This is a genomic window from Tabrizicola sp. BL-A-41-H6 (assembly GCF_050632395.1).
Classification (GTDB): domain Bacteria; phylum Pseudomonadota; class Alphaproteobacteria; order Rhodobacterales; family Rhodobacteraceae; genus JAUYQR01.
This window is the reverse complement of the sequence record NZ_CP192600.1, coordinates 3,423,706-3,438,267: the sequence shown is the minus strand read 5'-3', so window position 1 is coordinate 3,438,267 and position 14,562 is coordinate 3,423,706. Positions and strand designations below refer to the sequence as shown.

Below are 14,562 nucleotides of genomic sequence, written 5' to 3'. Positions count from 1 at the left end.
CCGAGTCGCGCCAACCGAGTCTCGCGCCGCTCCGCGCCCAAAGGTGACCCATGCCGCACAACAACATCAACGCCCTCAGTGAACGTCCCGACGTTCTGGTGCGTCCAAAGCTGGAAGGCGGGCGGCGCTTCGTGCTGCAAACCCCGTTCCAGCCGGCGGGCGACCAGCCCACCGCGATCGCCGAACTGACGAAAGGCGTGCTGGCCGGCGAACGCGATCAGGTGCTTCTGGGCGCCACCGGCACCGGCAAGACTTTCACGATGGCAAAGATTATCGAACAGACCCAGCGCCCCGCCATCATCCTTGCGCCGAACAAGACGCTGGCAGCGCAATTATACGGCGAATTCAAGGGCTTCTTCCCCGACAACGCCGTTGAATACTTTGTTTCCTACTACGATTACTACCAGCCCGAAGCCTATGTCGCGCGGACAGATACCTATATCGAGAAGGAATCCCAGATCAACGAACAGATCGACCGGATGCGCCACTCGGCCACCCGCGCGCTTCTGGAACGCGACGATGTGATCATCGTGGCTTCAGTGTCCTGCATCTACGGCATCGGTTCGGTCGAAACCTACTCCGCCATGACTCAAGACCTGATCACCGGCGAAAGCTACGACCAGCGCAAGGTCATGGCCGAACTCGTGGCCCAGCAATACAAGCGGCTGGAAGCGTCATTCCAGCGCGGCGCATTCCGGGTGCGCGGCGACAGTCTCGAGGTCTGGCCCGCCCACCTCGAAGACCGTGCCTGGCGCTTTTCCTTCTTTGGCGAGGAGCTGGAATCCATCGTCGAATTCGACCCCCTCACCGGCGCCAAGACCGACACGTTCAAGCAGATTCGCATCTACGCCAACAGCCACTACGTAACTCCGCGCCCGACGCTGGCGCAGGCGACCAAGGGCATCAAGATCGAACTTACGCAGCGCCTCGACCAGCTGATCGCCGAGGGCAAGCTCTTGGAAGCTCAGCGTCTCGAACAGCGCACCACCTTTGATCTCGAAATGCTGGACGCCACCGGTTCCTGCGCCGGGATCGAGAACTACTCCCGCTACCTCACCGGCCGCGCCCCCGGCGAGCCGCCGCCGACATTGTTCGAATTCATCCCCGACAACGCCATTGTCTTCGCTGACGAATCCCACGTTTCAGTCCCGCAGATCGGCGGCATGTACAAGGGCGACTTCCGGCGCAAGATGACCCTCGCAGAACACGGCTTCCGGCTGCCCAGCTGCATGGACAACCGCCCCCTGAAGTTCGAGGAGTGGGACGCGATGCGCCCGCAATCCGTCTTCGTCTCAGCCACCCCCGCCGCGTGGGAGCTTGAACAGACCGGCGGCGTCTTCACCGAACAGGTTATCCGGCCCACCGGTCTTGTCGACCCACAGGTCGAGATCCGCCCTGTCGATATGCAGGTAGACGACCTTCTCGACGAGATTCGCCGCGTCGCCGCCAAGGGCCTGCGCGTTCTCGTCACCGTGCTGACCAAGCGCATGGCCGAAGACCTGACCGAATACTTCCACGAACAGGGCATCCGCATTCGCTACATGCACTCCGACATCGACACCATCGAACGCATCGAGATCCTGCGTGACCTTCGGCTTGGTGCCTTCGACGTGCTGGTCGGCATCAACCTCCTGCGCGAAGGCCTGGACATTCCGGAGTGCGGTCTGGTCGCGATCCTCGATGCCGACAAGGAAGGCTTCCTGCGCTCGGAAACTTCGCTCATCCAGACCATCGGCCGCGCCGCGCGCAACTCCGAAGGCCGGGTCATCATGTACGCCGACCGCATCACCGGCAGCATGGAACGTGCCATCGGCGAAACCAACCGCCGACGAGAAAAGCAGGTCGCCTACAACACCCTTCACGGCATCACCCCCACGACAATCCGCAAGAACGTCGAGGATGTGCTTCTGGGCATCTACCAAGGCGACACCGATCAGGCCCGCATCACCGCCAAGATCGACAAGCCGATGGTCGGTCAGAACCTCGCCGCCCATCTTGACGCGCTGCGCACCCAGATGCGCAAGGCCGCCGAAAACCTCGAATTCGAAGAAGCCGCGCGCCTGCGTGACGAAGTGAAACGGCTGGAGGCGGTGGAACTTGCCATCGCCGACGACCCGCTCGCCCGCCAGTCGGTGGTCGAAGAGGCGGTAGAGGAAGCCGTCAAGATGGCAGGCCGCTCCACCGGCGGCCGCCCCGGCCAGCGCGGCGGCAAGCGGTCGAACCGGGGGCGCTAGGCGGGCACCTTCTCCGCAGGCTTCGCCGGCTCAAGCCACAGCTCGCCCGCCGTGTTGTAGCCACCCCGCACCAGATGGCCGGGCGTGGCCACCTCGGGGTGGTCGTCGGCCCAGTCGCGATACCTGTCACGCGTCACGATGCGCGCCCCGAAATCCCGCGCTGCGGCCAAGATCCACGGGTCGGCCGGCGTCCCCTTCGGCACGACGAAAACCTGATCTTGCGGGAGGGTTAGCAGCGTCGCGAAATCGCGCTCGTTCATGTAACGGCCAGACAGCTTGTAGCCAGCATTCGCATCGAACACGACGCCGGGGGTGAAACCGCGCGATTTCAATTCGTTTACCACCGCCTGCACCGTAAAGATAAGCGGCGTTTCGTTCTTCCAATGCATCACGTTCGACCCGTCGACGACGATGTAATTCTCAGACCGCCGCCCCTGGCGCGGCGCGACGGGCGCGGCGAGCTTGGCCAGATAGCGCAGCAGCAAAGGGAGAAGCAGTAGAACGATCAGAAAGACCCCGAACAGCATGACATCGCCTACCACCGAATCCGTCTGGCCGATCCGCTCGGGTGCTCTTTGAAAGCTGGCCTGAGCCAGCGGCAGGACAAGGGAAATCAACATTGACTGGCCGCAGGGCTAAGAACGGTAAGAACTACACGCCCAGAAAACCTTGAAAGCCCGCAAAATGCAAATGGCATTGCTGCCTTAAGGGATTCCCCAAGACTACCTCGCCGAGGTCCAGACCGCCGTCCACCCGAGCTTATGATGCATCGTTGCAGCCTACGAGATTACATGGCATAATAGTAAAATAAGTGCATTGGTGAATTGTTCAGTGGGTAATTTCATTGAGATATTTGGTCTTTAATTCTCTTGAAGCAATAAAGCGGCCTTTCTCGCAGATAACTCGCGAGCGCCGGATGAAGCGATTCCTTGACGAGATGGACCTCAAAGGCGGTGAGCGTATCATCGACCTTGGGGGAGTGGCGAAGTTCTGGAATGAAGTGCCCGTTCCATTGGATATCACCATTCTCAATCTGCCCGAGGCGATACCGCCTGAACTGACGCCATCACACCACCGGATCCGCCTGGTCGCGGGCGATGCTTGTGAGACGGGGTTCGAGGATAACAGCTTCGATATCGCCTTCTCCAACAGTGTCATCGAGCATGTTGGCGGTCCAGAGAACCAGAGACGTATGGCCAGAGAAATCCAGAGGCTCGCCCCGACGTACTGGGTACAGACGCCGTCGATCTGGTTTCCGATGGAGGCGCATACTAATATGCCGTTCTGGTGGTTCTACCCACCGTTCCTGAAGCGTCGCTTGATCGCGGGTTGGGAAAAAAAGCTTCCAGCATGGTGCGACATGATCAAGGGTACGACCGTCATCTCCAAATCCAATCTTTCCGAGATGTTTCCCGGTTCTGCTGTCTGGACGGAGCGGTTCGCAGGCTTGCCCAAGTCCACGGTGGTTTTGCGAAAACGCTGAATGCAGGCTGGCTCTCCAGTTCAACTGCGACTTGTGACTCTGCCCCACTGCGCCGAGATTAGTTTCGCAGTCTAGAAGACCCCTGTTACCTCATACATCACCGGCTCGAACCCCCGGCAAAGCTCGTTGATGTGGCGGTTGCGCTCGCGCATTTCGGGCGCGCGCAGCATCGCCTGGTAATCCTCGCGGGCGCGCCACTTGGAATAGTTGCAAATCCGCGTCCGGGCGTCGTTCATGTGCAGCCCCGCGCCCAGAAACCCTGGCTGGCGGCTGATGCAGTTTCGGTATGCCGCTTCCAGCGCTTCCAGCAGGTCGAACGCGGTGGCGGGTGTCATCTCAAACGTGGTGATGACGGTTTGTCCTTGGAAATCCTTGACAATTTCGGGCATGTCGGCCTCCCTTGACCTAGGGCGATAATGCCACGGAATAGGGGATTCGTGATGAAGTTTCTGGACCCGGACGATCCCTTCTTCGGCAAGATGTGGGTGCGCGTGCTGACCGTGGCGCTGCCGCTGGGATGGGCGATCGTCGAATTCGCCGTGCTGCAAGACCCGCTCTGGGGCATGCTTTTCCTTGCGGCAGCGGCCTATGCGGGCTGGCAACTATTCTTCAAGCGCAAGTCCGACTAGTAGCCGTTCAGCCAGTCCGGTGACTGCAGGCCCAGCGCTTCGGGCTCGCTCAGGTAGACCACGCCCAGCACCAGCGCGGCCACCAGCAGCATCGCGAACGCGATCTTCCACACCGACCACGGCCGCTCCCCCTGCACCTCGCCGGTCTGCCCGTTGACAAGGAAGCGGTAGCTCCTGCCATTGTATTTGTAGGCCGCCGTCCAGATCGGCAAAAGGATGTGCTTGAAGGTCTCTTCCGACCAATTCGTATCGACCGAACCGATGCGCTGCTCGTCGCCGCCGATGTCGCGGCGGACGTCGCTAACGATCACATCCGACATTCTTGCCTTGGCCCGCGCATCGCCTTCGGCAAGCGCCACGGTGTAGCCCTCGGCCTGAAATCCGGCAAGGTATTCAGGGCTATAGGGTTGCAGCGCCGACATATCCCACGGCGTCAATTCTTCGCCCAGACGGGCGGGCAGACTGGTCGAGGCCATCACCAGCACATCGTCGAAATTGCGGGCAACCCGCCCTGAAACGGAATACCAGCGCGTGTTGCGCACCTGCTCCTGGCGGGCCTGCAACTGGCCGTTCACGCGCACGGTAACGCTGCGCGTCTCGTAATAATACTCGCCCCGCTGCCCGGTATAGCGCGACCGGGTTGCGGCATCAAAGCTCCAGAATGGAACGTAGATCCCCGTCATCGCGCGCCCCTTGCGCGCATATTCCAGCAGCGTGTTCGGCGCGAACCAAAGCCTGCCCAGCCACGCTGTCATCGCATGGCGCGCCTGAACTTCGGTCAGCGCAAAGGGCACCAGTGCCTGCGGTTTGATGTGTCGCTGCGTGCCAGTGTCGACCACCACCGGCGAGGCGCAGAACGGGCATTGCGTGGCATGGGTCGCACCGTTGAATTCCACCTGCGCACCGCAGTTCGGGCAGGATGTGGTGCGCACCTCCGCCATAGCGCTGGCCGGTAGGTCATCCTTAAGACCTTTTGCAAGATCATGCTCTTCCAAAGCATTGGCACGGCGGCCCGCACTTTTTGCCGGAATGGTCTGTATATGGCCGCAATGGTCGCAGGTCAGTTCCGTCTGCCCCGGCGCGAAGCGCAGTTGCGCCCCGCACTGTTCGCAGGGCCAACGGTATTCCTCGGTGACGTTCATTGGCTCAGGGCTTGGGCGGCGGCGGCGGGACGCTGTCAAGGATGCGGGCAATATCGGTGTCGGCGGCCATCTTCCAGCCATCCTGACCGGCTGTCCAGACCATCGACGCGCGGCCCAGTTTGCCGGATGCCGCCATCGCGGCCAGATCGGCCTCGGCGAAGGGGCCGCTGGTCGCGCCGTTTTCGGCAATGTGCCAGACACGCGCAGCCGGTGCCTGTGGTGGCGCGGGTGGCGGTGCAGGCGGTGCGGCCGGTGACGCACCCCACGGCCCCAAGTTCTGTGCCATGCCCATTCCCATGCCGGCGCCCATGCCGGCGCCCATCGCAGCCCCCATCGCCGAGCCGGGTTGGCCCATGCCTTCGGCGGCGTTGTATTGCATGTAGCGGTTCAGGTCGCCGACCACGCCAATCGAGGTGCGCTTGTCCAGAGCCTTCTCGACCTCTTCCGGCAAGCTTATGTTTTCTATATAGAACTCTGGGATCGTCAGGCCGTATTCGGCCACCAGCGGCGCGATCGCATTAACGATTATCTTGCCAAGGTCGGCAGTGTTGGCCGCCATGTCCAGCACCGGGATCCCGGATTTTGCCAGCACCTGGCTGGCGGATTGCACGATGATGTTGCGCACCTGAAAGCTCACCTCATCCGAGGTGAACTCGCCATCGGTGCCGACGATCTCCTGGATGAATTTACCGGGATCGCCGACCCGCATCGAATAGGTGCCAAACGCGCGCAGGCGTACTGGGCCAAACTCTGGATCGCGCGCCATGATCGGGTTCTTGGTGCCCCATTTCTGGTCGTTGAAGCGCGTGGTGTTGACGAAATATATCTCGGATTTGAAAGGGCTCGAAAAGCCGTGATCCCAGTGCTGCAGCGTGGTCAGGATCGGCAAGTTGTTGGTTTCAAGCCGGTAAAGCCCTGGTCCGAACACATCGGCCAACTGGCCTTCGTGGATGAAAACCGCAGACTGCCCTTCGCGCACGGTCAGCTTTGCACCCATCTTGATCGCCTGATCGTGGCGATCGAACCGCCAGACCATCGTGTCGCGCGTGTCATCCAGCCAAGAGATGACGTCGATAAATTCGCCTTTGAGAAAATCGAAGACCATGATTGCACTCCTTGCGACGGATCAACTGTCGCCGCCCTTGAGGCGACGAGCGAGGGTTTCAACAACGGGACGCGCTTCTTCTACTCCCATGCCGGGGCGCAGGGCGGGGGAATAAAGGATGCGCAACATCATTTCGTCCTGATCGGTCAGAAGCGCGAACTCCTCGTCGTCATTGAAGATCGAAGGGCGTGCGCGCGGGCTGTCATTGGCAAGCCCAAGGCCCTGGGCGATTTCCTCATGGACGCAGGACAAGCGCAGAAGATCCGGGTGTTCAGACCTGATCACCGCAAACGCGCGCGTATAAGCGCCCGAGTTGCCCTCTGACAGTGCGTAGACAAGGCAATAGGTCGAGCGGGGCATGGCGGTTATCCCGGACACATCGCCAGGCGAAAGGTTCGGTAGTGCTGCGCGGATCGTCGGGCCAAGCGCCTCGCGTTCGTCCTCGGAAACGACGTAGACCCAGAAGTTCGGGTTGGTGTCGTCCATGCGCATCGGATGGTTGGTAAGCCCAGACAGGCGGGCGACATAGCTTGCGATCCTTGCGCGGTCCGTCGCCTGTTTGTCCAGCGGGACCGACGCTCCGAACCGAAGACCGACGCGAATCGGAATTTCCCAACGGCGCAGACGGCTTTCGGTTTCCTGGCGGACGAAGGAACCGCCTTCACGTGAGTATTCGTCATACAGCGCAACCCGGACGAAGTTGTCGGCCAGCATCCGGTCGGTGAACGGCGTGTCCCTGCCGCCGCCATCGGTGCGAAGCAGACCCTGCGACAGCAAGGCTTGCTGCACCTGCCCGTAGTAGGCCCGGGCGGAGGCGCTTTTGGCTGTTTCGACAGGGGGAGCAGCCATCGATACCTGGGGCATCGGGGTGGCGGGCGCACCCACGGGCATGTCGCAGCCGGCAAGGGCGGCCAGTGCCGCACCTCCGATCAATGTTCTGATCTGGAGTGCCCGTGACACCTCCACTGGCTCAGCTTTTCGCTTCAGGAGTAACCGTCCGCGCCCGGGCAGATGCGAGGGTGTCGCGCAACTCTGCCTCCATCTTGGTCAGTTCCACTTCTGCCGCAGCGCGGCGCGCCTTGCCTTCGTCTGCGATGGCGAGACTTTCGTTGATCGTGGCGATCAGGGTGGCGTTGGCGTTCTTGACGGTATCGATGTCAAACACGCCACGCTCCATTTCCTCGCGCACGACCTTGTTGGCCTGTTGCAGGTTTTCCGCGTTGGCCTTAAGCAGGTCGTTCGTCAGGTCAGAGGCATCGCGCACCGCATCGGCGGCCTCTTTCGACCGCTGGATCGTAACCGCCTGCGCCAGTTGGGTTTCCCACAGCGGTACCGTGTTGACGAGGGTGGAATTGATCTTTGTAATCAGGCTCTTGTCGTTTTCTTGCACCAGCCGGATCGAGGGCAGCGACTGCATGGTGACCTGACGGGTCAGCTTCAGGTCATGCACCCGACGCTCCAGATCATCCCGCGCGGCGCGCAGGTCGCGCAGTTCCTGGGCGCGTATCACCTGATCGGCCTCGGGTGCTGCGGCGACGGCGGCTTCCTTGGCGGGGATTATTGTCCCATCAACCTCGGTCAGCTTCGCTTCCCCAGCGGCGATGTAAAGGCCAAGCTCGTTGTAAAAAGTTAGGGTCTTTTCGTACAGCAGATCAAGGCTTTTGACGTCTTTCAGCAGCGTATGTTCGTGCGTCAGCAATTCCTCGGTGATCTTGTCGATCTGGCTTTGCACATCTTCGTATTTCGCCACGAATTCGGCGAAAGGGGCGGCGCGGCCAAGCAGCCGTTCCCACCAGCTTGACTCGCGGCGCAGGTCGAGTTCATCCACCGCAAAGCCGCGGATCGTGGTGACGATCTTGCGCAGGCTGTCGCCGGCGGGGCCGACATCCTTGTTCTTGACGTCCTGCAACATGGCCTGGCTGATGACCTGCAGTTCGGCTTGCGCACCCGAGCCGAAAGCGATGATCGACTGGGTGTTGGACAGATCGACCTCGGACATCCGCTTCTTGATCGCTTCGGCCTTGTCGGCAGGGGCAGCTTCAAGCGGCACGATCTCTCCCAAGGGTTCGGGCAGGATCACGGCGGTGACCTTTTCAACTTCGGTCAGAAGGGCGGCGGCGCTGGATTGGACGGTCTCGGTCATGGCATCCCTCTACTGGTCAATGGTCGAGCTTCAGCCGATCACGCAGCACCGAAATCTCGACGTCAAGGTCGGTGCGGTTGTTGGACAAAAGCGCTGTGGTACGGCTGGCAAACGTGGTTTCAAGGTCGGTGAGCAGTGCCTCATAATCGGCGCGAGCCTGGGTATCGCGGGTTTGCGCGTAATGGTCGGCGAACTTGATCGTCGCATCGCGCGCGCCCATCAGGTAGACCGACAGATACTTGCGCGCAGCGGTCAGGTCGCCGGGATCGCCCTCGACCGTCCGAAACAGGCTGCGGGCGGCGCTGGCAAAACGGTCGACGCGGGCTTCCAGTTGGCGGTCACCGGCGCGGAGGATCGCATCCCTCATCGCTGCGAGGTGTTTTTCGCCTTCTTCGACCGCATGGGCCACACGGCTGGTCTGAAATGCGTCGATCCCCTCCATCCCCTTGTCCGACATCGGGTCCAGTCCGAACGAAAGCAGATGTAGCCCGGCGCCGACAAGGGCGAAGAGGGCCGGGTAAAGAAAGCCCGGCTCGGCAATGATGCCGCCCACGGCCAAGGCCGCGCCAGTCAGCACCGCGCCAAAGAGTTTGCGCGGGATCGCAGGGCGACGGGCCAGTTTTCGGGTCTCGTAGGCCGCTTCGGCATATTGCCCCTGCCGGGTAAGCCAGGCTGACAGTACCAGTAGCCCGCCGGCTGCAAGACCCATCAGCATGTCGCGCGGGTCGTCGCCAAAGGCGGGAAACAGAAACGCGAAGGCCGACAGGAACAGCACCCGGCTGCGCCAAAGGCCGCGCGGTTTTGCAACGGCGATGGCTTGCGGGCGGGGGGTGCCAGGGGCGGGGCGATTGCCGGTGGGGCTGTATTTGCCGCCGTAGCGTTCGGCCATCAGATGCCTCCCGATCCGGCGACATACAGAATAAGCGCGACGAGCAGCACAAAGGACAAGGTCTTGATCCCGCTTTCCGACACGCTGGATTTCCTTTGCCTGATCCGACGGCTTCACCCTAGCCCAAGGCACCACGGCTGGCCAGTCTCGGCGGCTAGAATGTGCGGTATTCTTCCGGGTTGCGATGGTCAGGAATTGCGCGGCTTGACCGGGCGCGGGCCCGGTTTGCGGGGGGCCGTGTTGCGCGTCGCGGGTTTGCGCGGCGCGTCGGGGTTGGCAGGGCGGCGGGTGGCGGCCTGCCAGCTATCAGACAACGTCTTGAGCCCTTCACCGGGTTTCAGTGGCCGCCGCGCTGGCTTTGCCGGAGCCTTTGCGTCCGATTTCGACGCGGGTCTCGCATCGGTTTTCGCATCGCCTTTTGCACCGGGGCGCGGCTTGCGGGTGATGGGTTTGCCTTCCTCCTCGGCCAAGCCAAGCTGATCACGCAGCACCTTGCCGCGAATCTCTTCAACCTCGCCAGGCTTCATCTCGTTCAGGCGGAAGGGGCCGTAGGAAATCCGGATCAGGCGGTTCACTGTCAGCCCGATGTGGTCCATCGCACGGCGAATTTCCCGGTTGCGGCCTTCGCGAATGCCAACCGTCAGCCAGGCATTGGCGCCCTGATGGCGGTCAAGACGAACGTCCATCGGCTGAAAGCGTTCGCCTTCGACCGTTATGCCTTTGCGCAACGGTTCCAATTCGGGGTCGGTCGGGTTGCCTTTGACGCGGACCCGGTACTTGCGAAGCCAGCCCGTGGACGGAAGCTCCAGCCGGCGCTTCAGGCCGCCATCGTTTGTCAGCAGCAAAAGTCCCTCGGAATTCAGGTCAAGCCGACCCACCGACATCACGCGCGGCATGTCCTCGGGCAGGTTGTCGAACACGGTGTCGCGGCCCTTTTCATCCGAGGCAGAGGTAACAAGGCCGTCGGGCTTGTAGTAAAGCCAAAGCCGCGGCACGTCCGGCGCGCCCACGGGTTCGCCCCGCACGGTGATCTTGTCGCCGGCCGTCACGTTCAGGGCAGGCGAGGTGATGACCTTGCCGTTGACAGTCACTTCGCCCAGTTCGATCAGCCGTTCCGCCTCGCGCCGCGAGGAGATGCCTGCGCGCGAAAGCACCTTGGCGATACGTTCGCCCTCGGGCGTGTCGGTCGTGCGCGCGGGTTTGGCGGCAGGCTTGATCGCGGGCCTGCGGGCCGGGGCTTTGGGCTTTTCATTGTCGGCCATGGGCGTCATCCTTGGGCGCGGGGTGGCCAGCCCCGGCGGTTTTCCACCCCCGGAGCCCCAAGGATATTTGAGGACTGATGAAAGAGCAACGCGAAGGGTTCAGGTCGTTCATGTCGGCTGCGCTGGATGAGGCGCGGGCGGCGGGCGCGCGGGGAGAGGTGCCGGTCGGGGCGGTGGTCGTAGCGGAGGGCCGGGTCGTGGCGCGGGCAGGCAACCGGACGCGGGAATTGGCCGACCCCACCGCACATGCCGAGATGCTGGCGATCCGTGCCGCCTGCGCGGCGCTTGGGTCCGAGCGCTTGGTCGGACACGATCTTTACGTCACGCTGGAGCCTTGCCCGATGTGCGCCGCTGCCATCGCGGCGGCGCGCATCGGTCGGCTCTATTACGGCGCGGCGGACCCAAAGTCAGGCGGGGTCGCAGTCGGAGCGCGGGTCTTCAGCCACCCCCAGTGCCACCATGTCCCGGATGTCTATGACGGCATCGGCGCGGCAGAGGCCGAAGCCCTGCTGCGGGACTTTTTTCGCGACAGGCGCGGTGCCGAGACGGCCCCCGGGGGCCGCTGACGGCGGTATGATGCCGGCCTAGAACCGGAGTGGCACCAGCACTTCGGGCTCGATAAGTTCGATCCCCGGAGGCAGGCCTGAGCGCAGGACAGATGCATCCTGCGCGAGAATCGGAAAAGTCTTGTAGTGGCACGGGATCACGGTGCGAAAGTTGAAGTACTTGCGCGACGCGAAGGCCGCCCGGTCCATGTCCATCGTGTAATGGCCGCCGCAGGACAGGATGCCGATGTCGGGTTGGTGATACTCTGCCATCCAGCCCATATCGGCCATGATGTCGGTGTCGCCCGAGACGTAGATCACGTGTCCTTCGCCCGCGATCATGAAACCCGCAGCCGAGCCCGCCGGCAGCAGGCCGCCGTCGGAAAAGTCGATGCTGGCGGAATGGGTTGCGTTCACCATCGTGATCCGCGCGCCGTTCAGCGTGATGGTGCCGCCCTTGCCAAAGCCGATGGTCCTCGTGGCCGTCTTGGCGTTCAGCCATTCGGACACTTCATGGATGCAGGCGACCGGGATCAACTTTTCGGCGGCGATGGCGGCGGCGTCGCTGGCATGGTCGCCATGCGCATGGGTCAGAAGAATATGTGTGGCGCCTGCCAGCGCCTCGTCCCGGCGGTCGGCGGGGAACATCGGGTTCCCGGTGAACCACGGGTCGATCAGGAGAACGGCTGATTCGATTTCGATACGAAAGCCGGAGTGGCCAAGCCAGGTGATCTGCATGAAAGCCTCGTTCCTTGGGGTTGACGCCAGACAACCCGTGCTGCGCCGCAGCGCAAGCGGTTTCGCGGCCGGGGTGTCGTCATGGGCGGGAAACCGTCGCCTTTGAAAGATCGGGAAACAGGTGGGGCCTGCCTCGAGACTGAGGTGCACGCACAGGGGCTAGAGCCCGAGATCAACTCTCTGAGGGCAATTTCTCAAGACGAGGTTTTGCAGGTTTTGCGGGGGGTTGGATGGCTTCGTGCTACCTTTGGCCATGGCGAAGCGGCGCCCGTTGCCGTGGAGGAGGCGATGGCAGTCGGATTGGCGGGGTGATCTGCTCCGAAATCGGCGGCACTGCCGACATGATCACCGATGGCGTGGACAACCTTTTTGGTTGCGCAGCAGGACGTTTCGGCAATGGGCGAAGCCCTGCGCAAGCTGCTCGAAGATCCTGCATTGCGCCGACATATCGGCGAGGCAGTCCGCACGCGGGCAGTGGCAGATTTCGATGCCCGTGCAACCGCGCGGCAAAGGCTCGGTTCGCTTGACCTCTGACAACGGCCCATCGTCGCTTGCAGCGCGTCGCCCGGCTTTGTAAATGGGCGAGGCAGCGACAGGGGAAAGCCCAATGGCCATTGATATCGACACCGCGCGCAGGGTTGCAAAGCTGGCGCGCATCCGGGTGGATGAGGCGGACCTGCCAAAGCTGGCCGGGCAGCTTTCCGGCATCCTCGGGTTCATGGAACAGTTGAACGAGGTTGACGTGACCGGGGTGGAGCCGATGACCTCCGTGACACCAATGCGCCTGAAGCGGCGGGCCGATGTCGTTACGGACGGCAACCAGCAGGCGGCCGTGCTGAAGAACGCGCCGGATGCGCGCGAGGGGTTCTTTGCGGTTCCGAAGGTGGTGGAATGAGCGCGAACACCTGGACCATCGCTGCGGCGCGCGACGCCCTGCGCAAGGGCGAGATCACGGCGGTCGACCTGACCATGTCGTGCCTGACCGCAATGGATGCCGGCGACGGACTGAACGCCTTCGTTCACAAGACACCCGATATCGCGCTGGATCAGGCAAGGGCAGCCGATGCGCGGCTGTCTGCGGGCAACTCCCCTGCGATGTGCGGAATTCCCCTTGGGATCAAGGATCTGTTTTGCACAGAGGGCGTGCCAAGCCAAGCCGCCTCGAACATCCTGAAAGGGTTCCGGCCGGAGTACGAATCCACGGTCACGGCCAAGCTGTTCGGAGCAGGCGCCGTGATGTTGGGCAAGCTGAACATGGACGAGTTCGCGATGGGGTCGTCGAACGAGACCTCGTGCTACGGCGATGTTGTGAACCCGTGGAAAGTGGATGACAGAAAGCTGACGCCGGGTGGATCGTCGGGCGGTTCGGCGGCGGCAGTTGCGGCCGACCTGTGCATCGCCGCCACCGGCACCGACACCGGCGGATCGATCCGCCAGCCCGCAGCCTTCACAGGTATCGTCGGAATCAAGCCGACCTACGGCCGCGTCAGCCGGTGGGGAATCGTCGCCTTTGCCTCGTCGCTGGATCAGGCCGGGCCGATGACCAAGACGGTGCGCGACGCGGCGATCATGCTTGGCGCGATGTGCGGGCATGATGCGAAGGATTCGACCAGTGCGGACATTCCCGTGCCGGATTTCGAGGCGGCGCTGACCGGAGATATTCGCGGCAAAGTGATCGGCATCCCCCGCGAATACCGGATGGACGGAATGCCCGACGAGATCGAGGCGCTGTGGCAGCATGGCATCGCGATGCTGCGCGATGCGGGCGCTGTGGTTCGCGACATCAGCTTGCCGCACACCAAGTATGCTCTGCCCGCGTATTACGTCATCGCGCCGGCCGAGGCATCGTCTAACCTCGCGCGATATGACGGCGTGCGGTACGGCCACCGTGCCAAGCTTTCGGCAGGTGACGGCATCACCGAGATGTATGAAAAGACCCGGGCCGAAGGGTTTGGCCCCGAAGTGCAGCGCCGTGTGATGGTGGGCACCTATGTGCTGTCGGCCGGTTTCTATGACGCCTACTACAACCGGGCGCGCAAAGTCAGGGCGCTGATCAAGCGCGATTTTGAGACGGTGTTTGCAGATGGGGTCGACGCCATCCTCACCCCGGCCACGCCGTCTGCGGCCTTCGGTCTTGGTGAGATGTCGAATGCCGACCCGATCGAGATGTACCTGAACGACATCTTCACCGTGACCGTAAACCTTGCCGGTCTTCCGGGTATCGCCGTGCCGGTCGGCCTCGATCGGCAGGGCCTGCCCTTGGGCCTGCAATTGATCGGGCGGCCTTGGGACGAGGCCGGTCTTCTCAATCACGCCCATGTGCTGGAGAAGGCCGCAGGCTTTGTGGCCAAGCCGGACAAATGGTGGTAATGGGCGCGAAAAGCAGTGTTCC

16 protein-coding genes are annotated in these 14,562 nt (G+C 62.6%); 7 read left to right on the top strand and 9 right to left on the bottom strand.

Annotated features, from left to right (window positions below; translation table 11 throughout):
- The first annotated feature begins 50 nt into the window (after positions 1-50).
- Entirely contained in the window at positions 51-2,234 is a 2,184-nt protein-coding gene (uvrB, locus tag ACROUL_RS16905; RefSeq protein WP_431300611.1) for an excinuclease ABC subunit UvrB, read from the top strand.
- Here the strand turns inward: uvrB and ACROUL_RS16900 are convergent.
- Positions 2,231-2,854, bottom strand: a complete 624-nt coding sequence (locus tag ACROUL_RS16900) for an NYN domain-containing protein (protein ID WP_431300610.1) — start codon at positions 2,852-2,854, stop codon at positions 2,231-2,233. The two genes, uvrB and ACROUL_RS16900, sit on opposite strands and share 4 nt — an antisense overlap.
- A gap of 296 nt (positions 2,855-3,150) precedes the next feature.
- Here ACROUL_RS16900 and ACROUL_RS16895 point away from each other — a divergent pair, with 296 nt between their 5' ends.
- A complete protein-coding gene (locus ACROUL_RS16895) occupies positions 3,151-3,717 on the top strand; it encodes a class I SAM-dependent methyltransferase (RefSeq protein WP_431300609.1) in 567 nt (188 codons plus the stop codon).
- Positions 3,718-3,788: 71 nt separating this feature from the next.
- On the opposite strand, the gene ACROUL_RS16890 is transcribed toward ACROUL_RS16895, so the two are convergent.
- The gene (locus ACROUL_RS16890) at positions 3,789-4,106 is read right to left on the bottom strand and encodes an antibiotic biosynthesis monooxygenase family protein (RefSeq protein WP_431300608.1); all 318 of its coding nucleotides are present in this window, start codon (positions 4,104-4,106) and stop codon (positions 3,789-3,791) included.
- Positions 4,107-4,157: 51 nt separating this feature from the next.
- On the opposite strand from ACROUL_RS16890, the gene ACROUL_RS16885 reads away from it, so the two are divergent.
- Entirely contained in the window at positions 4,158-4,346 is a 189-nt protein-coding gene (locus tag ACROUL_RS16885) for a hypothetical protein (protein ID WP_431300607.1), read from the top strand.
- Here the strand turns inward: ACROUL_RS16885 and ACROUL_RS16880 are convergent.
- From ACROUL_RS16880 to ACROUL_RS16855, 6 genes are all read right to left on the bottom strand, one after another.
- Positions 4,343-5,488: a primosomal protein N' (replication factor Y) - superfamily II helicase gene (locus ACROUL_RS16880; RefSeq protein WP_431300606.1), complete on the bottom strand. Its 1,146-nt coding sequence runs from the start codon at positions 5,486-5,488 to the stop codon at positions 4,343-4,345. The two genes, ACROUL_RS16885 and ACROUL_RS16880, sit on opposite strands and share 4 nt — an antisense overlap.
- A gap of 4 nt (positions 5,489-5,492) precedes the next feature.
- Entirely contained in the window at positions 5,493-6,596 is a 1,104-nt protein-coding gene (locus ACROUL_RS16875) for an SPFH domain-containing protein (protein ID WP_431301331.1), read from the bottom strand.
- Between the two features lie 18 nt (positions 6,597-6,614).
- Positions 6,615-7,553, bottom strand: coding sequence for a DUF2927 domain-containing protein (locus ACROUL_RS16870; protein WP_431300605.1), 939 nt, complete (start codon positions 7,551-7,553; stop codon positions 6,615-6,617).
- Positions 7,554-7,563: 10 nt separating this feature from the next.
- Entirely contained in the window at positions 7,564-8,736 is a 1,173-nt protein-coding gene (locus ACROUL_RS16865) for a toxic anion resistance protein (RefSeq protein WP_431300604.1), read from the bottom strand.
- A 16-nt stretch (positions 8,737-8,752) separates the two neighbouring features.
- Positions 8,753-9,625, bottom strand: a complete 873-nt coding sequence (locus tag ACROUL_RS16860; protein WP_431300603.1) for a 5-bromo-4-chloroindolyl phosphate hydrolysis family protein — start codon at positions 9,623-9,625, stop codon at positions 8,753-8,755.
- Between the two features lie 188 nt (positions 9,626-9,813).
- The gene (locus ACROUL_RS16855) at positions 9,814-10,887 is read right to left on the bottom strand and encodes a pseudouridine synthase (RefSeq protein WP_431300602.1); all 1,074 of its coding nucleotides are present in this window, start codon (positions 10,885-10,887) and stop codon (positions 9,814-9,816) included.
- A gap of 77 nt (positions 10,888-10,964) precedes the next feature.
- Between ACROUL_RS16855 and ACROUL_RS16850 the strand changes: the two genes are divergently transcribed.
- Complete coding sequence (locus ACROUL_RS16850) at positions 10,965-11,453, top strand: nucleoside deaminase (RefSeq protein WP_431300601.1); 489 nt, start codon at positions 10,965-10,967, stop codon at positions 11,451-11,453.
- An 18-nt stretch (positions 11,454-11,471) separates the two neighbouring features.
- Here ACROUL_RS16850 and ACROUL_RS16845 read toward each other — a convergent pair whose 3' ends face one another.
- A complete protein-coding gene (locus ACROUL_RS16845) occupies positions 11,472-12,170 on the bottom strand; it encodes a metal-dependent hydrolase (protein ID WP_431300600.1) in 699 nt (232 codons plus the stop codon).
- A 396-nt stretch (positions 12,171-12,566) separates the two neighbouring features.
- Between ACROUL_RS16845 and ACROUL_RS16840 the strand changes: the two genes are divergently transcribed.
- The 3 genes from ACROUL_RS16840 (at position 12,567) to gatA (ending at position 14,540) form a co-directional block, all read left to right on the top strand.
- Positions 12,567-12,704, top strand: coding sequence for a hypothetical protein (locus ACROUL_RS16840; protein ID WP_431300599.1), 138 nt, complete (start codon positions 12,567-12,569; stop codon positions 12,702-12,704).
- 73 nt (positions 12,705-12,777) lie between these two features.
- The gene (gene gatC, locus ACROUL_RS16835; RefSeq protein ID WP_431300598.1) at positions 12,778-13,065 is read left to right on the top strand and encodes an Asp-tRNA(Asn)/Glu-tRNA(Gln) amidotransferase subunit GatC; all 288 of its coding nucleotides are present in this window, start codon (positions 12,778-12,780) and stop codon (positions 13,063-13,065) included.
- Positions 13,062-14,540 carry an Asp-tRNA(Asn)/Glu-tRNA(Gln) amidotransferase subunit GatA gene (gene gatA, locus ACROUL_RS16830; RefSeq protein ID WP_431300597.1) on the top strand — a complete coding sequence of 493 codons (1,479 nt, stop codon included), beginning with the start codon at positions 13,062-13,064 and terminating at the stop codon, positions 14,538-14,540. Before gatC ends, gatA begins: the two co-directional genes overlap by 4 nt.
- Positions 14,541-14,562: the final 22 nt, after the last annotated feature.